The 22,248-nt window shown below is 71.6% G+C and carries 22 protein-coding genes; 10 read left to right on the forward strand and 12 right to left on the reverse strand.

The window, feature by feature from the left end:
- Nucleotides 1-277: 277 nt before the first annotated feature.
- Nucleotides 278-1,984 carry a glycerol-3-phosphate dehydrogenase/oxidase gene (locus ACVHNB_RS36475; protein ID WP_428954285.1) on the reverse strand — a complete coding sequence of 569 codons (1,707 nt, stop codon included), beginning with the start codon at nucleotides 1,982-1,984 and terminating at the stop codon, nucleotides 278-280.
- Nucleotides 1,985-2,278: 294 nt separating this feature from the next.
- Between ACVHNB_RS36475 and ACVHNB_RS36480 the strand changes: the two genes are divergently transcribed.
- Nucleotides 2,279-3,532: a nucleotide sugar dehydrogenase gene (locus ACVHNB_RS36480; RefSeq protein WP_428954284.1), complete on the forward strand. Its 1,254-nt coding sequence runs from the start codon at nucleotides 2,279-2,281 to the stop codon at nucleotides 3,530-3,532.
- A 61-nt stretch (nucleotides 3,533-3,593) separates the two neighbouring features.
- On the forward strand, nucleotides 3,594-4,181 hold the full coding sequence (locus ACVHNB_RS36485) for a hypothetical protein (protein WP_428954283.1): 588 nt from the start codon (nucleotides 3,594-3,596) through the stop codon (nucleotides 4,179-4,181).
- A gap of 76 nt (nucleotides 4,182-4,257) precedes the next feature.
- On the opposite strand, the gene ACVHNB_RS36490 is transcribed toward ACVHNB_RS36485, so the two are convergent.
- The 4 genes from ACVHNB_RS36490 to ACVHNB_RS36505 all read right to left on the reverse strand — a co-directional run bounded on the left by ACVHNB_RS36490 (nucleotide 4,258) and on the right by ACVHNB_RS36505 (nucleotide 8,619).
- The gene (locus ACVHNB_RS36490) at nucleotides 4,258-5,382 is read right to left on the reverse strand and encodes a GuaB3 family IMP dehydrogenase-related protein (protein ID WP_428954282.1); all 1,125 of its coding nucleotides are present in this window, start codon (nucleotides 5,380-5,382) and stop codon (nucleotides 4,258-4,260) included.
- 117 nt (nucleotides 5,383-5,499) lie between these two features.
- Nucleotides 5,500-7,005 (reverse strand): IMP dehydrogenase, encoded by a 1,506-nt coding sequence (gene guaB, locus ACVHNB_RS36495; RefSeq protein ID WP_428954281.1) that lies wholly within the window; start codon nucleotides 7,003-7,005, stop codon nucleotides 5,500-5,502.
- A gap of 128 nt (nucleotides 7,006-7,133) precedes the next feature.
- Nucleotides 7,134-7,721, reverse strand: a complete 588-nt coding sequence (locus ACVHNB_RS36500; RefSeq protein ID WP_428954280.1) for a sigma-70 family RNA polymerase sigma factor — start codon at nucleotides 7,719-7,721, stop codon at nucleotides 7,134-7,136.
- Nucleotides 7,722-8,007: 286 nt separating this feature from the next.
- Nucleotides 8,008-8,619: a response regulator transcription factor gene (locus ACVHNB_RS36505; protein ID WP_003948568.1), complete on the reverse strand. Its 612-nt coding sequence runs from the start codon at nucleotides 8,617-8,619 to the stop codon at nucleotides 8,008-8,010.
- Nucleotides 8,620-9,000: 381 nt separating this feature from the next.
- Here ACVHNB_RS36505 and ACVHNB_RS36510 point away from each other — a divergent pair, with 381 nt between their 5' ends.
- Entirely contained in the window at nucleotides 9,001-9,342 is a 342-nt protein-coding gene (locus ACVHNB_RS36510; RefSeq protein WP_428954279.1) for a WhiB family transcriptional regulator, read from the forward strand.
- Between the two features lie 59 nt (nucleotides 9,343-9,401).
- Here the strand turns inward: ACVHNB_RS36510 and ACVHNB_RS36515 are convergent, their stop codons facing one another.
- Nucleotides 9,402-10,298, reverse strand: a complete 897-nt coding sequence (locus tag ACVHNB_RS36515; protein ID WP_428954278.1) for a LysR family transcriptional regulator — start codon at nucleotides 10,296-10,298, stop codon at nucleotides 9,402-9,404.
- Between the two features lie 81 nt (nucleotides 10,299-10,379).
- Here ACVHNB_RS36515 and ACVHNB_RS36520 point away from each other — a divergent pair, with 81 nt between their 5' ends.
- From ACVHNB_RS36520 to ACVHNB_RS36530, 3 genes are all read left to right on the forward strand, one after another.
- A complete protein-coding gene (locus ACVHNB_RS36520) occupies nucleotides 10,380-11,054 on the forward strand; it encodes an MOSC domain-containing protein (RefSeq protein WP_428954277.1) in 675 nt (224 codons plus the stop codon).
- Between the two features lie 94 nt (nucleotides 11,055-11,148).
- A complete protein-coding gene (locus tag ACVHNB_RS36525) occupies nucleotides 11,149-12,699 on the forward strand; it encodes a multicopper oxidase family protein (RefSeq protein WP_456226822.1) in 1,551 nt (516 codons plus the stop codon).
- Between the two features lie 20 nt (nucleotides 12,700-12,719).
- Nucleotides 12,720-13,493, forward strand: coding sequence for an SDR family NAD(P)-dependent oxidoreductase (locus ACVHNB_RS36530; protein ID WP_428954275.1), 774 nt, complete (start codon nucleotides 12,720-12,722; stop codon nucleotides 13,491-13,493).
- Nucleotides 13,494-13,620: 127 nt separating this feature from the next.
- Here the strand turns inward: ACVHNB_RS36530 and groL are convergent, their stop codons facing one another.
- Together groL and groES are read right to left on the reverse strand one after the other, a co-directional pair.
- Nucleotides 13,621-15,243, reverse strand: a complete 1,623-nt coding sequence (gene groL / locus ACVHNB_RS36535) for a chaperonin GroEL (RefSeq protein ID WP_428954274.1) — start codon at nucleotides 15,241-15,243, stop codon at nucleotides 13,621-13,623.
- 112 nt (nucleotides 15,244-15,355) lie between these two features.
- Nucleotides 15,356-15,664 (reverse strand): co-chaperone GroES, encoded by a 309-nt coding sequence (gene groES / locus ACVHNB_RS36540; RefSeq protein WP_016434667.1) that lies wholly within the window; start codon nucleotides 15,662-15,664, stop codon nucleotides 15,356-15,358.
- A 368-nt stretch (nucleotides 15,665-16,032) separates the two neighbouring features.
- On the opposite strand from groES, the gene ACVHNB_RS36545 reads away from it, so the two are divergent.
- Nucleotides 16,033-16,320, forward strand: coding sequence for a hypothetical protein (locus ACVHNB_RS36545; protein WP_428954273.1), 288 nt, complete (start codon nucleotides 16,033-16,035; stop codon nucleotides 16,318-16,320).
- Nucleotides 16,317-16,652, forward strand: a complete 336-nt coding sequence (locus ACVHNB_RS36550) for a hypothetical protein (RefSeq protein ID WP_428954272.1) — start codon at nucleotides 16,317-16,319, stop codon at nucleotides 16,650-16,652. Before ACVHNB_RS36545 ends, ACVHNB_RS36550 begins: the two co-directional genes overlap by 4 nt.
- Here the strand turns inward: ACVHNB_RS36550 and ACVHNB_RS36555 are convergent.
- Together ACVHNB_RS36555 and ACVHNB_RS36560 are read right to left on the reverse strand one after the other, a co-directional pair.
- Nucleotides 16,643-17,518 carry a polysaccharide deacetylase family protein gene (locus ACVHNB_RS36555; protein ID WP_428954271.1) on the reverse strand — a complete coding sequence of 292 codons (876 nt, stop codon included), beginning with the start codon at nucleotides 17,516-17,518 and terminating at the stop codon, nucleotides 16,643-16,645. The two genes, ACVHNB_RS36550 and ACVHNB_RS36555, sit on opposite strands and share 10 nt — an antisense overlap.
- Nucleotides 17,515-18,468 (reverse strand): polysaccharide deacetylase family protein, encoded by a 954-nt coding sequence (locus ACVHNB_RS36560; protein ID WP_428954270.1) that lies wholly within the window; start codon nucleotides 18,466-18,468, stop codon nucleotides 17,515-17,517. The genes ACVHNB_RS36555 and ACVHNB_RS36560 overlap by 4 nt, the downstream gene beginning before the upstream one ends.
- Nucleotides 18,469-18,559: 91 nt before the next feature.
- On the opposite strand from ACVHNB_RS36560, the gene ACVHNB_RS36565 reads away from it, so the two are divergent.
- Entirely contained in the window at nucleotides 18,560-19,765 is a 1,206-nt protein-coding gene (locus ACVHNB_RS36565; protein WP_456226823.1) for a class I SAM-dependent methyltransferase, read from the forward strand.
- A gap of 39 nt (nucleotides 19,766-19,804) precedes the next feature.
- Here the strand turns inward: ACVHNB_RS36565 and ACVHNB_RS36570 are convergent, their stop codons facing one another.
- The gene (locus ACVHNB_RS36570; protein WP_456228991.1) at nucleotides 19,805-21,004 is read right to left on the reverse strand and encodes an RNA polymerase sigma factor; all 1,200 of its coding nucleotides are present in this window, start codon (nucleotides 21,002-21,004) and stop codon (nucleotides 19,805-19,807) included.
- A gap of 109 nt (nucleotides 21,005-21,113) precedes the next feature.
- Nucleotides 21,114-21,470, reverse strand: coding sequence for a YciI family protein (locus ACVHNB_RS36575; RefSeq protein ID WP_428954267.1), 357 nt, complete (start codon nucleotides 21,468-21,470; stop codon nucleotides 21,114-21,116).
- Between the two features lie 190 nt (nucleotides 21,471-21,660).
- Between ACVHNB_RS36575 and ACVHNB_RS36580 the strand changes: the two genes are divergently transcribed.
- Nucleotides 21,661-22,245: a class I SAM-dependent methyltransferase gene (locus ACVHNB_RS36580; RefSeq protein WP_456226824.1), complete on the forward strand. Its 585-nt coding sequence runs from the start codon at nucleotides 21,661-21,663 to the stop codon at nucleotides 22,243-22,245.
- Nucleotides 22,246-22,248 lie beyond the last annotated feature (3 nt).

A 22,248-nucleotide genomic window follows, 5' to 3' on the forward strand; every position in this document is an offset into this window, starting at 1 on the left:
GACACTCCCGGCCATTCCTCCGGCCGTGGCTCTGCTCTGCCTGGATCCGGGCAGCACGCCACCCGTTGATCCTTCTGTGAAGGTCACTCTTCCGCTGCTCGTCACCAAGGGCAAGGCCCGGGGGAAGCCCTGCTGACCACTGGCGATCCCCCAACTGACAACGGAACAGCGCCTCGACCCCGCCCCCGCGCACGGCAGCCCGGACGCGGCGGGCGCCCCGGCTCCCGAACACCGTGTGCCGGGAGCCGAGTTGTGCGCCACGCGAACGGCGGACCGCCTACAGCGGCGCGATGTCCGGCGCCCCCAGCCGGGCCGCGTCGGCCGTGAGGTCGTCGGGCTGCAACTGCGACTCCCGCTCCGCCTCGACCCGCTTCTCGTAGTGCTCGACCTCGCGCTCCACCTGGTCCTTGTCCCAGCCGAGCACCGGAGCCATCAGTTCGGCGGCCTCCCGGGCGGACCGCGTCCCCCGGTCGAAGGTCTCGATGGAGATCCGGGTCCGCCGGGTCAGCACGTCGTCGAGATGCCGCGCCCCTTCGTGCGACGCCGCGTACACGACCTCGGCCCGCAGATAGTCCTCGGCTCCGCCCAGCGGCGCCCCGAGACCGGGATCCGCGGTGATCAGCTCCAGCACTTCCTGGGCCAGCGCCCCGTACCGGTTGAGCAGGTGCTCCACCCGCACCACATGCAGCCCGGTGCGCGCGGCGATCCTGGCCCGCGCGTTCCACAGCGCCCGGTACCCCTCGGCGCCCACCAGCGGCACGTCCTCGGTCACGCACTCGGCGACCCGCTGGTCGAGCGCGTGCACCGCCTCGTCCACGGCGTCCTTCGCCATGACCCGGTACGTCGTGTACTTGCCGCCGGCGACCACGACGAGCCCCGGCACGGGGTGCGCGACGGTGTGCTCCCGCGACAGCTTGCTGGTGGCGTCGGACTCCCCGGCGAGCAGCGGCCGCAGACCGGCGTAGACGCCCTGCACGTCGTCCCGCGAGAGCGGCACGCCGAGCACGGAGTTCACATGCTCCAGCAGGTAGTCGATGTCGGCGCTGGACGCCGCCGGATGGGCCTTGTCGAGGTCCCACTCGGTGTCCGTGGTCCCCACGATCCAGTGCCGGCCCCACGGGATCACGAACAGCACGCTCTTCTCGGTCCGCAGGATGAGCCCGGTGGTGGAGTTGATCCGGTCCTTCGGCACGACGAGGTGGATGCCCTTGGAGGCGCGCACGTGGAACTGGCCGCGCTCGCCCACCATGGCCTGCGTGTCGTCGGTCCACACCCCGGTCGCGTTGACGACCTGCTTGGCGCGGATCTCGTACTCGCCGCCGCCCTCCACGTCCTGCACCCGCGCGCCGACGACCCGCTCGCCCTCGCGGAGGAAGCCGGTGACCCGCGCCCGGTTGGCGGCCTTCGCGCCGTACATGGCGGCGGTCCGCACCAGGGTCGCCACGTACCGCGCGTCGTCCATCTGCGCGTCGTAGTACTGCAGGGCGCCGACCAGCGCGTCCTTCTTCAGGCAGGGCGCGACCCGCAGCGCGTGGCGCCGCGACAGATGCCGGTGCATCGGCAGCCCGCGCCCGTGTCCGCGGGCCATCGACATGGCGTCGTAGAGGGCGACACCCGATCCCGCGTACAGCCGCTCCCACCCCTTGTGCTGCAAGGGGTACAGGAAGGGCACGGGCTTCACGAGGTGCGGTGCGAGCCGCTCGATCAGCAGGCCCCGCTCCTTCAGCGCCTCCCGTACGAGCGCGAAGTCCAGCATCTCCAGATACCGCAGCCCGCCGTGGATCAGCTTGCTGGACCGGCTCGACGTGCCCGAGGCCCAGTCCCGCGCCTCGACGATCCCGGTGGACAGGCCCCGGGTCACCGCGTCCAGCGCGGTTCCCGCACCGACCACCCCGGCGCCCACGACAAGAATGTCCAGCTCGCCCTCGGCCATGGCCGCGAGCGCCTCCGCGCGCTGCTCGGGTCCCAGTGTCGCTGCCTTCACTGCTGCCTCCCGCTGTCGTCGGCGCCGGCCTCACCGGCAGGTGTACCCGGGCTCGCGGGACGCAAGCAGGGGCACCGAATGCGGCATGTTCCCGATTCTGGCCCTCCCGCCCGATTCCGGCCACCACGAAGCCGCCCCGGCAACACTCCCTAACCCAAGGCGGCGCAATGCCGCATATCGGTCATATTTACTCCTAGTCTGACATTGCGCTCGCCCGTCCTGTCCACAGGGCTTGCACACTCGTCCCGCCCCGGCTAGAAGCCGGGTTCGCCTCCGGGAAGGACGGCAAACGCCATGCCCGCAGACCTCGCCGTCGTCGGCCTCGGCCACCTCGGCCTGCCGCTCGCCCAGGCCGCCGTCGCCGCAAGGATCGCGACCGTCGGCCACGACCCGGCCCGCGCCCAGGACCTCGCCGCGGGCCGCCTCCCCGGCGACGGCGACGACGCGGCCCTGACCGCCGCCGACGTCCGCCGGATGCTCGCCGGCGGCTTCCGCCCCACCGCGAACCCCGCCGAACTGGGCCGCGTCCGCACCGCCGTCATCTGCGCGCCCACCCCGCCCGGGGCGGACGGCACCCCGTCCCTCCACCCCGTCATCGAGGCGACCCGCACCCTGGCCGCCCACCTGCGCCCGCACACCACGGTGATCATCGAGTCACCGGTCCCGCCGGGCACCACGGAGACCGTCCTGCTCCCCCTCCTCGAAGAGGGCTCGGGCCTGCGCGCGGGCCGCGACTTCCACCTGGCCCACGCCCCCGGCCGCCTCGACCCCGGCAACCGCACCCAGCCCTACGCGGCGATCCCCAAGGTCATCGGCGGCCACACCCCCGCCTGCACCGAGTCGGCGGCGACCTTCTACAGCCGCCTCACCGACAAGGTCGTCCGCGCCCGCGGCCCCCGGGAGGCGGAGACGGTCCACCTCCTGGAGACGAACTACCGCCACGTCAACATCGCCCTGGTCAACGAGATGGCCGTCCTCTGCCACGACCTCGGCGTCGACCTCTGGGACGTCATCCGCTGCGCCGAGACCAAGCCCTTCGGCTTCCAGGCCTTCCGCCCGGGCCCCGGCGTCGGCGGTCACGCCCTCCCCCAGGACCTGACCTCGCCCCACCTGCCCACCCGCCCGCTGCGCATGGTGGAACTGGCCCGCCAGGTCAACGACCACATGCCGGCGTACGTCGTCCAGCGCGCGGCCACGCTCCTCAACGAGCACGGCAAGTCGGCCCGCGGCGCCCGCGTCCTGCTCCTCGGCATCACGTACAAGCCCGACCTCGCCGACCAACAGGCCGCCCCCGCCCAGGAGATCGCCACCCGCCTCATGCAACTGGGCGCCGCGGTCAGCTACCACGACCCGTACGTCCCGTCCTGGAACGTGCTGGACCGCCCGGTCCCGCGCGCCGACTCCCTCTACGAGGCCGCGGCCGACGCCGACCTGACGATCCTGCTCCAGCACCACCGCACGTACGACCTCCAGGGCCTCGCGGTGAAGGCCCAGCTCCTCCTGGACACCAGAGGAGCGACTCCGGCGGGCGCGGCCCACCGGCTCTGACTGCTACTGTGCGGCCCCTCTGCGCACACACGTGCCAGCGTTCACACTTCAGGGGGACCGCATGACCCAGCCGCCGCAGCCACATCCGCAGGACGGAAACCCGTACGCCCAGCAGCAGCCCCCGGCGCCGCAGCCGGGCTACGGCTACCCGCAGCAGCAGCCGCCCCAGGGCCAGCAGCCGTACGCCCCGTTCCCGCAGCAGCAGGGCCATCCCGGCGGCTTCGCGCCCCCGATGCCGCCGGCCCGCAGCGGGAACGCCGCCCTCGGCATCGTCGCCGCCGTGGTCCTGGCCCTCGTCACGGCCTGGATCTACGGCGCCGTCATGAAGGCCACCGAGCACGAGATCGGCTACGCGGCCGTGGCGGTCGGCGCCGTCATCGGCTTCGCCGCGGGCAAGATCGGCGGCCGCAACCAGGTCCTGCCGTTCGTCTGCGCGGTGCTGGCGCTCGGCGCGGTGTACCTGGGCCAGCTCACCGGGTACGCGATGGCCATCGCCGAGATCGGGAACGTCTCGTTCATCGACATCCTCACCGACCACTTCGGCGACCTCAACGAGGGCTGGAAGCACGAGGCCGACTTCCTGACGTACCTCTTCCTCGTCATCGGCGCCGTCGCCGCGTTCGGCAGCTCGAAGAAGGCGGCCCTCTGACCGAGGCCGCACACGAAAAGGGGTGGGGCCCCGCCGGATCGGCGGGGCCCCACCCCTTTCCTGCTACGACACAGCGTCAGCGCCGGTGCTGGGAGTCGGCCACCGTGACCTCGACCCGCTGGAACTCCTTGAGCTCGCTGTAGCCCGTCGTGGCCATGGCCCGCTTCAGCGCGCCGAAGATGTTCATCGAGCCGTCGGGCGTGTGCGACGGTCCGGTCAGGACCTCCTCCGTGGTGCCCACGGTCCCGAGGTCGACCTTCTTGCCGCGCGGCACGTCCTCGTGGACGGCCTCCATGCCCCAGTGGTGACCGCGGCCGGGCGCGTCCGTGGCGCGGGCCAGCGGCGAGCCCATCATGACGGCGTCGGCACCGCACGCGATGGCCTTGGGCAGGTCACCGGACCAGCCCACGCCACCGTCGGCGATGACGTGCACGTACCGGCCGCCGGACTCGTCCATGTAGTCCCGGCGCGCGGCGGCGACATCGGCGACCGCGGTGGCCATCGGCACCTGGATGCCCAGCACGTTCCGCGTCGTGTGGGCGGCGCCGCCGCCGAACCCGACGAGCACACCGGCGGCGCCGGTCCGCATCAGGTGCAGCGCGGCGGTGTACGTGGCGCAGCCGCCGACGATCACCGGCACGTCGAGCTCGTAGATGAACTGCTTCAGGTTCAGCGGCTCGGCGGCACCCGACACGTGCTCGGCGGACACGGTGGTGCCCCGGATCACGAAGATGTCGACGCCCGCGTCCACCACGGCCTTGGAGAACTCGGCGGTGCGCTGCGGCGAGAGCGCGGCGGCGGTGACGACACCGGAGTCGCGCACCTCCTTGATGCGCTGCCCGATCAGGTCGGCCTGGATGGGGGCGGAGTAGATCTCCTGCAGACGCCGCGTGGCGACATCCGCGTCCAGCTCGGCGATCTCGTCGAGCAGCGGCTGCGGGTCCTCGTACCGGGTCCACAGACCTTCGAGGTTCAGTACGCCGAGGCCACCCAGCTCACCGATGCGGATCGCGGTCGCCGGCGAGACGACGGAGTCCATGGGAGCGGCCAGGAACGGCAGCTCGAACCGATAGGCATCGATCTGCCAGGCGATCGAGACCTCCTTCGGGTCGCGGGTGCGCCGACTCGGCACGACGGCGATGTCGTCGAAGGCGTACGCGCGGCGGCCGCGCTTGCCGCGCCCGATCTCGATCTCAGTCACGTTGTGTGGGCCTTTCCCTCTTGGTCTGCCTGTCCAGTATCCCCGACACACGAGTGAGGGGCGGCCCCAGGCAATCCCGGGGCCGCCCCTCACCGCATGGCCTGCGGCTACCGGCGACTACTTACGGCTGTAGTTCGGCGCCTCGACCGTCATCTGGATGTCGTGCGGGTGGCTCTCCTTGAGACCCGCCGACGTGATGCGCACGAAGCGGCCGTTCTCCTGCAGCTCCGGCACGGTCCGCCCGCCGACGTAGAACATCGACTGGCGCAGACCACCGGTGAGCTGGTGCACCACGGAGGCCAGCGGGCCCCGGTACGGGACCTGCCCCTCGATGCCCTCGGGAATCAGCGCATCGTCGGAGGCGACGCCCTCCTGGAAGTACCGGTCCTTGGAGAAGGACTTGCGGTCGCCGCGCGTCTGCATGGCGCCGAGCGACCCCATGCCCCGGTACGACTTGAACTGCTTGCCGTTGATGAACAGCAGCTCGCCCGGCGACTCCTCGCAGCCCGCGAGCAGCGAGCCGAGCATCACCGTGTCGGCACCGGCGACGAGCGCCTTGGCGATGTCACCGGAGTACTGCAGACCGCCGTCGCCGATGACCGGGACCCCGGCCTCCTTCGCGGCGAGCGAGGCCTCGTAGATGGCGGTGACCTGCGGGACGCCGATACCGGCGACGACGCGCGTGGTGCAGATGGAGCCCGGTCCGACACCGACCTTGATGCCGTCGACACCGGCGTCGATCAGCGACTTGGCGCCGTCCCGCGTCGCGATGTTGCCGCCGATGACGTCGACGCCGCTCGCGTTGGACTTGATCTTGGCGACCATGTCGCCGACGAGCCGCGAGTGCCCGTGCGCGGTGTCGACGACGATGAAGTCGACGCCCGCCTCGACCAGCGCCTGCGCGCGCTCGAAGGAGTCACCGGCCACGCCGACCGCGGCACCGACGAGCAGCCGGCCCCCGGCGTCCTTCGCCGCGTTCGGGTACTTCTCCGCCTTCACGAAGTCCTTGACGGTGATGAGCCCCTTGAGCACACCGGCGTCGTCGACCAGCGGAAGCTTCTCGATCTTGTGGCGGCGCAGCAGTTCCATGGCGTCGACGCCGGAGATGCCGACCTTGCCGGTCACCAGCGGCATCGGCGTCATGACCTCGCGCACCTGACGGCTGCGGTCGGACTCGAAGGCCATGTCGCGGTTGGTGACGATGCCCAGCAGCTTGCCCGCCGGGTCGGTCACCGGGACGCCGGAGATACGGAACTTGGCGCAAATCGCATCGGCCTCGGCGAGCGTCGCGTCCGGGTGCACCGTGATCGGGTCGGTCACCATGCCGGACTCGGAGCGCTTCACGAGGTCGACCTGGTTGGCCTGGTCGGCGATGGAGAGGTTGCGGTGCAGCACACCGACACCGCCCTGCCGCGCCATGGCGATCGCCATCCGCGACTCGGTGACCTTGTCCATCGCGGCGGACAGCAGCGGGATGTTGACCCGCACGTTCTTCGATACGTACGAGGCGGTGTCGATCTGGTCGGGCGCCATGTCCGACGAGCCCGGCAGCAGCAGCACGTCGTCGTAGGTCAGCCCGAGTGTCGCGAATTTCTCGGGCACTCCGTCGACGTTTGCAGTCATGACACCTTCCCCAAATGGCCTTGATCGGTGCGGATGTCCATGCTAACGGGAACAAGACGTGTCTCATTCCACGATCAAGATCATCGGCCTTATTTGTACGTTCGCACGTACCCGGCCCCGCCCCTGTGCTACTGCTCGGCGAGCGCCCGCAGGCGGCTCAGCGCCCGGTGCTGCGCGACGCGCACGGCTCCGGGTGACATCCCCAACATCTGCCCGGTCTCCTCGGCGGTGAGGCCGACGGCGATCCGCAGGAGCAGCAGCTCCCGCTGGTTCTCCGGCAGGTTGGCGAGCAGCTTCTTGGCCCAGGCGGCGTCACTGCTCAGCAGCGCCCGCTCCTCGGGCCCGAGGGAATCGTCCGGCCGCTCCGGCATCTCGTCGGACGGCACGGCCGTCGAACCGGGGCCGCGCATGGCCGCGCGCTGCAGATCGGCGACCTTGTGAGCGGCGATGGCGAAGACGAACGCCTCGAAGGGCCGCCCGGTGTCCTTGTAGCGCGGCAGCGCGAGCAGCACCGCGACACAGACTTCCTGGGCCAGGTCCTCCACGAAGTGCCGCGCGTCACCCGGAAGCCGGGACAGCCGCGTGCGGCAGTAGCGGATGGCCAGGGGATGGACGTGCGCGAGCAGATCGTGCGTGGCCTGCTCGTCACCGTCGACGGCGCGGCCGACGAGCGTACCGATGACCCCTTGCGGGGTCACTGCCTCGTCGTCGCGCATCGGTCCATGGTGCCTTGCCGACACCTGATCCGTGGCACCGTGCCCTTGGTTGTGCACCGAAGCGTTATGAGCAGGTGCGCCGGAACTCATCTCCTGCGCCCTCCCCTCTCGCTGACCCTGCTCGCCCGACTCGTCGTCCCCGAGGAACTCCACACCTCAAGGATGCGGCATCACTCGCGAAGCGTCGAAAAGCCGCGGCGCGGCGGGCTGGATCGGTGCCCCTAGCAGCCCCGTCCGTCCAGTGACGGACGGGGTTCAGGGTTCCCCCGCGCTGGCGCACCGGGTCCTAGCGCACCAGGCCCCAGCGGAAGCCGAGCGCCACGGCGTGCGCACGGTCCGAGGCGCCGAGCTTCTTGAACAGACGTCGTGCGTGCGTCTTGACCGTGTCCTCGGAGAGGAACAGCTCGCGCCCGATCTCGGCGTTGGACCGGCCGTGGCTCATGCCCTCGAGCACCTGGATCTCCCGCGCGGTGAGGGTGGGCGCGGCACCCATCTCGGCCGAGCGCAGTCTGCGCGGGGCGAGCCGCCAGGTCGGGTCGGCGAGCGCCTGCGTCACGGTGGCCCGCAGCTCGGCGCGCGAGGCGTCCTTGTGCAGGTATCCGCGGGCGCCGGCGGCGACCGCGAGCGCGACCCCGTCCAGGTCCTCGGCCACGGTGAGCATGATGATGCGCGCACCGGGGTCGGCGGACAGCAGCCGCCGAACGGTCTCGACGCCGCCCAGACCGGGCATGCGTACGTCCATCAGAATCAGGTCCGAGCGATCGGCGCCCCAGCGGCGGAGGACTTCCTCGCCGTTGGCCGCGGTCGTCACGCGCTCGACGCCGGGCACGGTCGCGACCGCGCGGCGGAGCGCCTCTCGGGCAAGCGGGGAGTCGTCGCAGACGAGGACGGATGTCATGACCGTCCTCCGCAGCTGATGCGCGTCACCTTGGGCCTCCAGGCTGGTACGAATCGTCACCTGTGCGGTCGACGCTCTCGGACAGATGCCCGAGCGCTTGTTGTTTCAACCGCCTCCGCACTCTCAACGACGGTCACTCGAAAGAGTTACGGGTCGGACGGCCTAGTTCGGCACTCTACGTGAGGGGCCGCACACAGCCGAGATGGCGCAACGGACCCTCAAGGATTCATCACAAGCTATGCCCCATTTAGCGGCTTTTCTTCCCTTTTGCTGGTGTCTGTAGCTAGATTCTCAATGAGTCATATTTTCATCTCCTTAGACAGTAGATGTACGGTCATGGGCACCGTATCCGCGTCACAACGGCTACAAGGGGACAACGCAATGGCAGATTTCTCCCGCCTTCCCGGACCGAACGCAGATCTCTGGGACTGGCAGCTCCTCGCGGCCTGCCGCGGGGTCGACAGCTCGCTCTTCTTCCACCCGGAGGGCGAGCGAGGAGCGGCGCGCAGCGCCCGCGAGAACTCGGCCAAAGAGGTCTGCATGAGGTGCCCGGTGCGCGCGGAGTGCGCTGCTCACGCCCTACAAGTGCGCGAGCCGTACGGCGTGTGGGGAGGGCTCACCGAGGACGAGCGCGAAGAGCTGATGGGACGGGCCCGCAACCGGCTCGTCACGGCGTCGACAGCGGGGGGCGCAGCGGCCACGGCTGCCGCCGCACGCAATTGAAGGAACGTTTCTGCTGACGCGGTGGCCGCGGGCGCACTCGGGCGGGCCCGCGCCCGTGCTCAGCGCGTGGCGGCCTTCGCCAGATGGTCGAGGGTCGCGGCGACCGCCGGCACCTGGGCCAGATCGGGCAGTGTCAGCGCGACGATCTCGCGCTGCACGGCCGGTTCAACGGTTACTGTCCGTGCACCCTTGGGGCGAACGGACTCGATGGCCAGTTCGGGCAGCACGGCAACACCGAGCCCCGCGCCGACCAGGCCGACCACCGCCGGATAGTCGTCCGTGGCGAAGTCGATGCGCGGCGCGAACCCGGCGCCCCGGCACACCTCGACCAGCTGGCGGCGGCAGCGCGGACACCCCGCGATCCAGGGGTCGTCGGCGAACGCGTCGATGGTCACCGAGCCCGCCTCCGCGAGCCGGTGCCCTTCGGGGACCAGGCCCACGAGCCGGTCGGCGAGCAGGGGACGGACGACGAGGTCGTCCCACTCCTGCGCCGCGTGCGCGCCTTCGTACCGGAAGGCGAGGGCCACGTCGCAGTCGCCCTCGCGCAGCATCTCCACCGAGCGCGGGGGCTCCGCCTCCACCAGGGACACCCGGGTGCCCGGGTGTTCGGCACGCAGGGCGGCCAGGGCCGTCGGGACCAGCGTCGAACTGCCGCTGGGGAACGAGACGAGGCGGACGCGGCCGGCGCGCAGGCCCGCGATCGCGGCGACCTCCTCCTCGGCGGCGGTGAGCCCGGCGAGGATGCCCGCCGCGTGCCGGACGAGGGCCTCGCCGGCCTGGGTCAGGCGCATCTCGCGGCCGGTGCGGATGAGGAGCGGGGTGCCCGCCGAGGTCTCCAGGGCCTTCATCTGCTGGCTGACCGCGGGCTGGGTGCAGCCCAGCTCGCGGGCGGCCGCCGAGAAGGACCCGGTGGCGGCCACGGCGCGCAGGACACGGAGATGACGGGCCTCGATCATGCCCCAAGCATAAGCGGAGCTTGGAGATCGCGCCGATTAATGCATGGCGACTTTGGTCACGGGTCTCGTAACGTCGGTGTCATGAGACTTCTGTCGCTGAACCTGGGCCGGCCCGAGACCGTCGAGTACACCGATCAGCCCGAGGGCGTGACCGGCATCGACAAGCAGCCGGTCGACGGGCCCGTGCGGGTCACCGCGCCCGGCCCCAAGGGGACCGGCGGCAGCGGCCTCGCCGGGGACGCCGTGTGCGACAAGCGGCACCACGGCGGGAACGACCAGGCGGTGTACGCGTTCGCGCGCGAGGACCTGGACGCGTGGGAGGCCACCCTCGGCCGGGCGCTGCCCAGCGGGTCCTTCGGGGAGAACCTCACCACCGAGGGCGTCGACATCACGGGCGCCAAGGTCGGCGAGCGCTGGCGGATCGGCCCCGACCTGCTGCTGGAGGTGACCTCCAGCCGGATCCCGTGCCGGACCTTCCAGGGGCACCTGGGCGAGAAGGGCTGGGTCAAGCGGTACACGCAGGACCGCAGGCCCGGCGCGTACCTGCGGGTGATCGAGCCCGGTGAGATCCGGGCCGGGGACCCGATCGAGGTCGTGCACCGGCCCGACCACGAGGTGACCGTCGCCTTCGTGTTCCGCGCGGTGACCACCGAGCGCGAGCTGCTGCCGCGGGTGCTCGCCGCCGGGGACGCGCTGCGCCCCGAGGAGCTGAAGGCCGCGCGGGCGTACGTCGAGAAGTACGGCTCGTCCGCGTAGGGGGGAATCCTGGTGGCGTACGGGGGTTGAGTCGGGGGGCGCGTCAGGGGCCGCCCCCGATGTGCCGCGGCGGGGCCGGCGGGACGCTCGACGCATGACCCGAGCTGCCGGAAAGTCCCGCCTCAAGCGCGTCCTCGTCGCCCTCGGCGCGTTCGTCACCGTCCTCGTCCTCGCGGTCGGCGGCGGTGTGCTGTGGCTCTGGAACGACGCGCGGGTGAGCACCGTCGGCACGACGGACTTCCGCAACGAGCTGGCGGTGCCGCCGCTCGCCGCGTCCCGGCTGGACGAGAGGAGCGGCCGTCGCGTCTTCGACCTGCGGATGCGGGCGGGCGAGAAGGAGTTCGAGCCCGGCCGCACGACCAGGACGTGGGGCTTCAACGGCGACTACCTGGGTCCCACGCTGCGCGCGAAGCGCGGCGAGAAGGTCGAGGTCCGTGTCCACAACGGGCTCGACGAGCCCTCCACCGTGCACTGGCACGGCATGCATCTGCCCGCCCGGATGGACGGCGGCCCGCACCGGATGATCGGGCCGGGCGAGGAGTGGACGCCCCGCTGGACCGTCGACCAGCCCGCCGCGACGCTCTGGTACCACCCGCATCCGCACGGGCGGACGGAGCGGCACGTGCAGCGCGGGCTCGCCGGGATGTTCCTGCTCGACGACGAGAGGAGCGCGCGGCTCGCGCTGCCGAAGACGTACGGCGTGGACGATCTGCCGGTGATCGTGCAGGACGTGAAGTTCGACGGGGCGGCCTTCGACCACGGGCACAAGATGATGCGGTCCGTCGGCTTCCTCGGCGACCGCACCATGGTGAACGGCACCCTCGATCCGTACCGGGTCGTGCGTGACGAGCGGGTACGGCTGCGGCTGCTGAACGCGTCCACGGCCCGGACGTACGACTTCGGGTTCTCGGACGGGCGGGGCTTCGCGCTCGTCGGGACGGACGGCGGTCTGCTGGAGCGGCCCGCGGCGATGCAGCGGGTACGGCTGTCGCCGGGTGAGCGGGCCGAGGTCGTGGTGCGGATGGAGCCGGGTGAGCGCACGGTGCTGCGCAGTGACGCGCACGACGGCTACGGGGACGCGTGGCAGCGCCGGTTCGGCGGCGGGGACGACTCGTTCGACGTACTGCAGCTGCGGGCGGCGGGCACCCTGCGACCGTCCCCCGAAGTGCCGCACGTCCTGGGCGAGTTGGAGCTCCCGGAGGCCGCCGACGCGGTGCGTTCGCGCTCCTTCGACCTGAAGATGAGCGGGATCAACGGGCGGGCGATGGCCATGGACCGCGTCGACGAGACCGTCACGCGCGGCAGCACCGAGGTGTGGACCGTGCACAACGGCAACGGGATGCCGCACAACTTCCATGTCCACGATGTGCAGTTCAGGGTGCTGGAGATCAACGGCGGGACGCCGCCGCCCGAGCTGCGCGGGCGCAAGGACACGGTGTTCCTGCCGAACGGGACGACGGTCAAGCTGGCGCTGCGGTTCGACGGAGGGCCCGATTTCGCCGATCCGGACGTCCCGTTCATGTACCACTGCCATCTGCTGTACCACGAGGACGGCGGGATGATGGGGCAGTTCGTGGTCGTCGACAAGGGGCAGCGGGCACACACCCCGGCCGGAGCAGGACCCGGTGATCACGAGCACCACTGAACCGTCACTAACCTTGGCCCATGACTACGGCACTGATCACGGGATCCACCGCGGGCATCGGCGCCGCGTTCGCCCGGCGCCTCGCCGCCGACGGCCACAACCTGGTGCTCGTCGCGCGCGACACCAAGCGGCTTCAGGAGCAGGCGACCGAACTGCACGACCGGCACGGCATCGAGGCCGAGGTACTGACGGCCGACCTCGCCACGGACGAGGGCATCGCGGCGGTCGAGGAGCGGCTGAAGGACCGTAAGGCCGCGGTCGATCTGCTCGTCAACAACGCCGGGTTCGGCAACAAGGGCCGCTACCTGGAAGTCCCCATGGCCGACGAGCTGACCATGCTGAAGGTGCACTGCGAGGCGGTGCTGCGGCTGACGTCGGCGGCGACGGAGGTGATGCGCGAGCGCGGCCGCGGCGGCGTGATCAACGTCGCGTCGGTCGCGGCGTTCGTGCCGCGCGGCACGTACGGGGCGTCGAAGGCGTGGGTCGTGCAGTTCACCCAGGGCGCGGCGAAGGACCTGGCGGGCAGCGGGGTACGGCTGATGGCGCTGTGCCCGGGCTTCGTCCGTACGGAGTTCCACCAGCGGGCCGGGATGGGCACGGGCAACATCCCGAAGTGGATGTGGCTGGACGCCGACAAGCTGGTGGCGGCGGCGCTCACCGATCTGTCCCGCGGCAGGTCCCTGTCGATCCCGGATCCGCGGTACAAGGCGCTGATGGGCGTGGTGAAGGTGACGCCGCGCGCGCTGCTGGGCGGGATCACGTCGAAGACGGGGCGCAAGTACGGGCCGCAGTAGTCGCCGGGTGCGGGTCCGCTGTGGCCGGTCGCGCCGTTCCCGTCGAAACCGCATCAGGAAAACGCCGAGGCCCGGCTCCCTGCGACAGGGAGCCGGGCCTCGGTTCAGGTCAGCTCGGCGGAGCGCCTCAGTGCGAGTGACCGTGGCCGTGACCGGCCTCGGGCTCCTCCTCGGCCGGCTTCTCGACGACCAGGGTCTCGGTCGTCAGGAGCAGGGAGGCGATGGACGCGGCGTTCTCCAGGGCGGAGCGCGTGACCTTGACCGGGTCGATGACGCCGGCCTTGACCAGGTCGCCGTACTCACCGGTCGCGGCGTTGTAGCCGGAGCCCTTCTCGAGCTCGGCGACCTTGGAGACGATCACGTAGCCCTCGAGGCCCGCGTTCTCGGCGATCCAGCGCAGCGGCTCGACGGCGGCGCGGCGGACGACGGCGACACCGGTGGCCTCGTCGCCCTCCTTGCCGAGGGAGCCCTCCAGGACCTTGACGGCGTGGACGAGCGCGGAGCCACCACCGGAGACGATGCCCTCCTCGACCGCGGCGCGGGTCGCGGAGATGGCGTCCTCCAGACGGTGCTTCTTCTCCTTGAGCTCGACCTCGGTCGCGGCACCGACCTTGATGACGCAGACGCCGCCGGCGAGCTTCGCGAGGCGCTCCTGGAGCTTCTCGCGGTCCCAGTCGGAGTCCGTGTTCTCGATCTCGGCCTTGATCTGGTTGACGCGGCCGTCGACGTCGGCCTTGTTGCCGCCACCGTCGACGATCGTGGTGTCGTCCTTGGTGATGGTCACGCGGCGCGCGGAGCCGAGGACGTCCAGACCGGCCTGGTCGAGCTTGAGGCCGACCTCTTCGGCGATGACGGTGGCACCGGTGAGGGTGGCCATGTCCTGGAGCATCGCCTTGCGGCGGTCACCGAAGCCGGGGGCCTTCACGGCGACGGCGTTGAACGTGCCGCGGATCTTGTTCACGACCAGGGTCGACAGGGCCTCGCCCTCGACGTCCTCGGCGATGATCAGCAGCGGCTTCGAGCCACCGGCCTGGATGACCTTCTCCAGGAGCGGGAGCAGGTCCTGGATGGACCCGATCTTGCCCTGGTGGATCAGGATGTACGGGTCGTCGAGGACGGCCTCCATACGCTCCTGGTCGGTGACGAAGTACGGGGACAGGTAGCCCTTGTCGAAGGCCATGCCCTCGGTGAAGTCGAGCTCCAGGCCGAAGGTGTTGGACTCCTCGACGGTGATGACACCGTCCTTGCCGACCTTGTCCATCGCCTCGGCGATGAGCTCGCCGACCTGGGCGTCCTGGGCGGACAGACCGGCGACGGCGGCGATGTCGGACTTCTCGTCGATCGGGCGGGCGGTCGCGAGGAGGTCCTCGGACACGGCCTTCACCGCGGCGTCGATGCCCTTCTTCAGGGCGGCCGGGGAGGCGCCGGCGGCGACGTTGCGCAGGCCTTCCTTGACGAGGGCCTGGGCCAGCACGGTGGCGGTGGTCGTACCGTCACCCGCGATGTCGTTGGTCTTGGTCGCCACCTCCTTCACCAGCTGGGCGCCGAGGTTCTCGTACGGGTCCTCGACCTCGACCTCACGGGCGATGGTCACACCGTCGTTGGTGATGGTGGGGGCGCCGAACTTCTTGTCGATGACGACGTTGCGGCCCTTGGGGCCGATCGTCACCTTGACCGTGTCGGCAAGCTTGTTGACGCCGCGCTCGAGGGCGCGACGGGCGTCCTCGTCGAACTTCAGGATCTTCGCCATGGGAGCGGTTCAGCCCTCTCGAAAACTGGAGTAATGACACTGCGCCCCTCGCCGCCCGGCTTGAGCAGGGTGACCAGGGGCGCAGCTCTTCAAAGCATTCGCTTCGAGGTGATTACTTCTCGACGATCGCGAGCACGTCGCGAGCCGAGAGGACGAGGTACTCCTCGCCGTTGTACTTGACCTCGGTGCCGCCGTACTTGCTGTACAGCACGATGTCGCCGGTCTTCACGTCGAGCGGCAGGCGCTCGCCGTTCTCGAAGCGGCCCGGGCCCACGGCGAGGACGACGCCCTCCTGGGGCTTCTCCTTCGCGGTGTCCGGGATGACCAGGCCAGAGGCCGTGGTCTGCTCGGCGTCGAGCGGCTGGACCACAATGCGGTCCTCGAGCGGCTTGATGGCAACCTTGGAGCTGGCGGTCGTCACGATCCGACCTCCCCCTTCGGAGATCTCACGGGGTTAACTGTCTGAGGTGGCGACCAGGTGGATCCGTCGTCGCGGGTGCCGGACCTGCCCGTCGCTGTTGGCACTCTCCGGTGGGGAGTGCCAGAGCCGAGACTATGACCGCGATTAGCACTCGGTCAAGCGGACTGCTAATCGACTCCGGCGCGGCGGGGGATTTCGAACGGAGCTGCGCCCCGATCCGGCCATGCGCCGCGGGGGATTCCCCGCGTTGCCGAGTGCGGCTCCGCCGTGACCGCTCGCGCCGTTCCCCGCGCTCCTTCGGGGCACGGGTCGGTCTCGATTGGGGAACGCGGGCGGTGGAGTCGCCGGTTCCGTACGAGGGTGCGGGCATGGCCGGTCAGCATCGCAAATCCCTCGTGGGCGACATCGCCCTGGCTGTCTTCGTGCTGTTCGTGGACGCGCTCGCGTACGCCGTCACCACGATCTGGCAGTTCGCCGCCCACGTCCGCCCCGCCCAGGAGGCGTGGTCGTGGACCTACCTGGGTCTCGCCGTCCTGATCGCGGCGTCGGCCTTCGCCTTCGGCGGGCGCGCGGGGCTGCCGGTCACCGCGGGGGCGCAGCTCCTCGCGGGCGCCTTCCTGGGCCTCGCGGCACTGGCCCGGCTGGCCTCGGCGTGAGCGCGCAGGCGCGGCAGGACGACGACGCGTTCACCGGTGGCTGCGTGGTGGCCTTCGTGGTGTTCCTGGAGATCGGCTACGCCCTGCTCGCGGGCTTCTCCCTGATGCTGCACGGGATGGCCCGGTCGTCCTACGACCCGAAGTCGGGGGGCCCGCCGCCGGCCACGGACTGGACCGAGGTGTGGTGGTGGGGCGGCGGCGCCGCCATGACCCTGCTGTTCGGCGCCGCGCTGCTGTGGCTGCGGCGCCCGTACGCCGGCGCGGTCCAGCTGTTCGCCGCCGCCTGGACGGTGACCCTGGCGGTCGCCGCCTGGCAGCGGGCTCAGACGTAGTCCTCCAGCCGTCCCACGGTGAACCCCTGCTCCTGGATGCGCCGCAGCATCCGCGTCGTCATCTCGGTCAGCGTCGTGCCCTTGAGGTCGGACGGGCCGCGGAAGTGGGTCAGGATGATGTCGCCGGGGCGCAGGCGGTCGCCGTCGGCGTAGCGCAGGTCGTTGATCTGCATCGAGGCGCGCCACAGGACGATCGCGTCGATGCCGCACGCGCCGGCCGCCCGCAGCGTGTCCGCGTCGTAGTTGCCGTAGGGCGGGCGGAGCAGGCGCGGGGCGGTGCCGAAGCGGCCCTTGAGGCGGTCCTGCTGGCCGCAGATCTCCGCGTGCTGCTCCACGTAGCCGAGGCCGGGCAGGAAGGGGTGCGTGAGGGTGTGGTTCTCCACTCCCGCGCCGAGCGCCCGCAGTTGGCCGAAGTGGTCGTAGCCGGGACCCGCGACGGAGTGCGTGAGGAACATCGAGATCGGCAGCCGCAGGTCACGGACCATGTCGACGAAGCGGGAGTCCTTCTCCGCGCCGTCGTCGAAGGTGAGGAAGACGACCTTGTCCTTGGTCGGGACGCGGTCGATGACCGGGGGGACCTTTCCCGGCGCCCGGGGCGGGAGCACCCGCTGGGCGGGGGGGCCCGGCGCCGGGGCCAGCGGGGCCGGCAGGCCCCAGCGGCGATGGGCGCCCGGGGCCGCCGGGCCCGCGGCGCCGGCCGCCGGACGCGGATGGTGCCGGACCTTCTGCGCGGCCTTCCTGCCCATCCGCTCGATCGGGTCGACGGACTGCGCGCACCCGGTGAGCAGCGCGGCGGCCAGGGCGCAGGCGATGGCCCGCCGCACCCCGGCCGCCCGAACGGCCGCCCCCGCCCAGGGAGTTGTCACAGGTAGTCCTCCAGGCGGGCCACCGCGTACCCCTTGTCGGTGACGTACTTCAGGAACTTGCGGATCATGTCGGGCATGGTGCCCTTCCAGTCCGAGCGTCCCCGGAAATGCGTGAGGATGATGTCGCCCGGATGGATGTCCCGGTCCCACTCGCGGTAGTCCATCCGGTCCACGAACGCCTCGGCGTTCCAGATCGGCGCGTACGTGATGCCGCAGGCCTTGGCGGCCTTCAGGGTGTCCTGGTTGTAGTTGCCGAACGGGGGCCGGAAGAGGGTGGGCCGCTTGCCGTACTTCTTCTCGATGACGTCCTGCATGCCGCAGATCTCGTGCTTCTGCCGCGCGTAGGACAGGCCCGGCAGGTACGGGTGGTGCAGCGTGTGGTTGTTGAGGGTGACACCCAGGCTCTGGGCCCGCTTGAAGTAGGCGTAGTCGGGCTTGACCTCGGCATCGGTCAGGAAGGCCGTGTACGGGATCTTGAGGTCGCTCATCATCTTCAGGAACTGCGGGTCCTTGTCGGCCCCGTCGTCGATGGTGAGGAAGACGACCTTGTCCTTGGTGGGGATCGTGGTGAAGACGGGGGGCAGGCCGAGCTCGGCCTGGTCGTCGACCTCGAAGCCCTTGCGCGGCTTGATGACGGGCTTCTTCGCGGGCGGCTTCGGCGCGGCGAGCGGCACCTTCGCCACGCCCCAGCGCCTGGCCGCGGCGGCCCGCTGCGCCTGCTGGACCTTGAGCTTGGTGGCGTACGAGTCGAGGGCGCGGGCCGGCGGCGCGTTCAGGCCCTGCTGCCCGGGCGCCGGCCGCACCGCCTCGCCGCCCGAACCGGAGGCACAGCCGGTGGCCAGCGCGGCGGCGGCGAGAGCGGCGGCCGTGACGCGGAACGCCGCCCGCTTCCCGGGTCGCGCGGGGGTCACCTTTGCGGCGGTTTCTTCGTTTTGTCGTACTAGTTGCATGGCGCCGGATCTTTGCAGCTCAAGGCCCTGATCAGGGGCCGACACCGCCGCCGGGCGCGCACCGTCCTCCGACTGGCCCACAATGGGCCGGGTGAGCTCCTTCTCGACCCCCGACGACTTCTCCGCCCTCCTGTCCCCCGAGGGCCGGGCCCTGCTCGAAGAACTGCGCGACCACGACCCGGCGCAGGAGCTCGCGCTCGCCACCCGGCTGCGCCGCGAGCACCCGGCCGAGCTCGTCTCGGCGGCGCTCGCCCAGGCCCGGCTGCGGCAGCGCGCGGTGGCGAAGTTCGGGCCCGAGGACGCGGCCCGCATGTACTTCACGGCGAACGGGGTCGAGCAGGCGACCCGGACCGGCGTCGCCACGCACCGGGCCGAGTCCTTCCGGGCCCTCGGCGTCCGGTCCGTCGCCGACCTGTGCTGCGGCATCGGCGGCGACGCGATCGCGCTGGCCCGCGCGGGGATCGCGGTGCTCGCCGTCGACCGGGACCCGGGGACGTGCGCCGTGGCCCGGGCCAACGCCGAGGCGCTCGGGCTCGCCGGCCTCATCGAGGTGCGCGAGGCGGATGTGACACAGGTCGACACCTCCGCGTACGACGCCGTGTTCGTGGACCCCGCGCGCCGCTCCACGAAGCGGGGGCGGATCTTCGACCCCGAGGCCTACTCCCCTCCGCTGTCCTGGGCCGTCACCGCCGCGCTCTCGGCCCCGCGCGCCGCGCTGAAGATCGCCCCCGGCATCCCGCACGAGGCGATCCCGGCCGAGGCCGACGCCGAGTGGATCTCGGACCGGGGTGACGTGAAGGAGGCCGTGCTGTGGTTCGGCACGGAGCCCGGGAGAATGCGGGCCACTCTGCTCCCCGGGCCGCGGGAGCTGGCCGGGAGCGGGCTGCCGGACCCCGAAGTGCGTGCCGTGGGGCGGTACTTGTACGAACCCGACGGCGCCGTCATCCGCGCGCATCTCGTCGCCGAGGTGGCGAAGGAGGTCGGCGGCGGGCTCATCGACGAGACCATCGCGTACGTCACCGCGGACGAGCTGCACCCGACGCCGTACGCCACCGCGTACGAGATCACCGACCGGCTTCCCTTCAACGTGAAGAAGTTGAAGGCGCTGCTGCGGGAGCGGGAGGTCGGGGTGCTGACCGTGAAGAAGCGCGGGTCGGCCGTCGAGCCGGAGGAACTGCGGCGCAAGGCGATGCCGAAGCCCTTCGGGAAGCGGGCGGCGACGGTGTTCCTGACCCGCGTCGCCGGGGCCCCCACCATGCTGGTGGGGCAGCCGGGAACGAGCCCCTCCGGCGATTGAGGAGCGGGTCCGGGCCAGAGCCCCCGTGCCCGCCGCGGATCAGCCGTCGGCACGGCCGAGCAAGAACTCCCGCTCCCGTTCGTTGCGGGCCAGCCCGGCCGCCCGCAGGAACTCCGCCCGCGCCTCCTCCCCCCGCCCCAGCCGCTCCAGCAGATCGCCCCGCACACTCGGCAACAAGTGGTAGTCCCGCAGCGCCGGTTCACCGGCGATCGCGTCCACGATCGCCAGTCCCGCCGCCGGGCCCTGTGCCATGGACACCGCCACCGCCCGGTTCAGCTCGACCACCGGTGACGGGGCGCGGACCGCGAGGAGGGCGTAGAGGGCCGCGATCTGGGCCCAGTCGGTCTCCTCGTACACGTGGGCCCGGGCGTGGCACGCGGCGATCGCGGCCTGCAGCGCGTACGGGCCGGGACCGCCGGAGGCCGCCGCGTCCGCCCGGCCGAGCGCGGCGAACCCGCGCCGGATCAGCGTCATGTCCCAGCGCGACCGGTTCTGGTCCTTGAGCAGCACGGGCCCCCCGCCGGCCGCCGTCCGGGCGGCCGCGCGGGAGGACTGCAGCTCCAACAGGGCCGCCAGACCGTGCACTTCGGGCTCCTTGGGCATCAGCGACTGGAGCACCCGGGCCAGCCGCAGCGCGTCCTCGCACAGCCCCGGCCGCAGATGGTCCTCCCCGGCCGTGGCCGCGTACCCCTCGTTGAAGATGAGGTAGATGACCTCCAGGACCGAGCCGAGCCGGGCCTCGCGGTCGGGGCCGTAGGGCACCTCGAAGGCGACGTTGCGGGTGGCGAGGGTGCGCTTGGCGCGGACGATGCGCTGGGCCACGGTCGGCTCGGGGGCGAGGACCGCGCGGGCGATCTCGGCGGTGGTCAGACCGCCGAGCAGGCGCAGCGTGAGCGCGACCCGGGCCTCGGCGGACAGCACCGGGTGGCAGCTCATGAAGACGAGGCGCAGCAGGTCGTCGTCGATGTCGTCCGGGTCGGCGGCGGCCGGTGCCTCGTACGCGAACTCCGTCGCCCGGCCGACCTCTTCGAGCTTGCGCGCGTAGTTCTCGCGGCGGCGCACCAGGTCGACGGCGCGGCGCCTGGCGACGGCGGTGAGCCAGGCGCCGGGGCGGTCCGGGACGCCGGTGTCCGGCCACTGCTCCAGGGCGGCGACCAGCGCGTCCTGCGCCAGCTCCTCCGCTATGCCGACGTCGCGCACGACGCGGGTCACGGCGGCGATGATGCGCGGCGCCTCCATGCGGAAGACCGTCTCGATGGCGCGGGTCGCGGCGGCGTCCGGGCGGGCCGTGGAGCGTTGCTCTGTCACAGCCCACCATCAGACACCGGCCGGGGCCCGCGGCCAAGGCTCAGCCGCCGACGATCTCCCGGACCTCGGAGGTGACGGTCCAGTGCTCCTCGTGGACCCGCAGGAACCGCTTGGTCCACTCCAGGACCTCGGCCTCGTCCTTCGCCTGGATGATCGCGTAGCCGCCGATGACCTCCTTGGACTCGGTGAAGGGGCCGTCGGTGACGGTGATGTCGCCCTTCTCGTAGTGCACGCGCTTGCCCTGCGCGGTCGGCGCCAGACCCGCCGTGTCGAGCAGCACGCCGGCCTTCGTCATCTCCTCGATGAGCGCGCCCATGCGCTGCATCAGCTCGTCGCTGGGGCCCTCGGCGGGGGCGTTGTTCTCGTCGATGCGGACCATCGTCAGGTAGCGGGGCATCGTCTTCTCCTCGTGGTGAACGGGTGGCCGCTGCCGGCCTCTCACCCTTGCGTCGAACAGGGGACGGCCGGATCGACACGGCCGCCGGATTTCTTCGAAGATTCTTTTCGGCCGTACGTTCCCGCAGGCCGGCGGGGTTGTCCAGGGCGCTTACGCCCCGCTCACCCCCGGCCTGCCAGGGTGCTCCCCCATGCCGTTCGACCACAACGACCACTACCACCGCCTGCTGCTGCGCCATCTGCCCCCGCGCGGCGGCACCGCGCTCGACGCCGGCTGCGGCACGGGCCGCTTCGCGCGCCGCCTCGTCGCGCACGGCTACCGGGTCGACGCGCTCGACGCGGACCCGGCGACGCTGGCCGCGGCGGAGGCGACCGGCGGCGGCCCGCACTACCGCCTGGCGGACGCCGCCACGACCGCCCTGCCGACGGCCCACTACGACGCGATCACCTGCCTGGCCGGCCTCCACCACATGCCGTTCGACACGGTGACCCGCTTCCGCGACGCCCTCGCGCCCGGCGGCCGCCTCCTCGTCCTCGGCTGCTCCGCGGGTGCCACGCCCCGGGACCTGGCCGCGGTCCCGGCGAACGCGGTGGCCCGGGCCGCGGTGTACGGCGCCGAGCGCGTCCGCGGCGTCCGCACACGCCCGCCCGGGGCCCCGGTCCGGCAGCCGGAGATGACACTGCCGCAGATCCGCACGGAGTCGGCCCGCCTGCTGCCCGGCAGCGAGGTGCGTCAACTGCTGTTCTGGCGGTACCTGTTGACGTACACGCACTGACGC

The organism is Streptomyces sp. YJ-C3 (assembly GCF_053891275.1).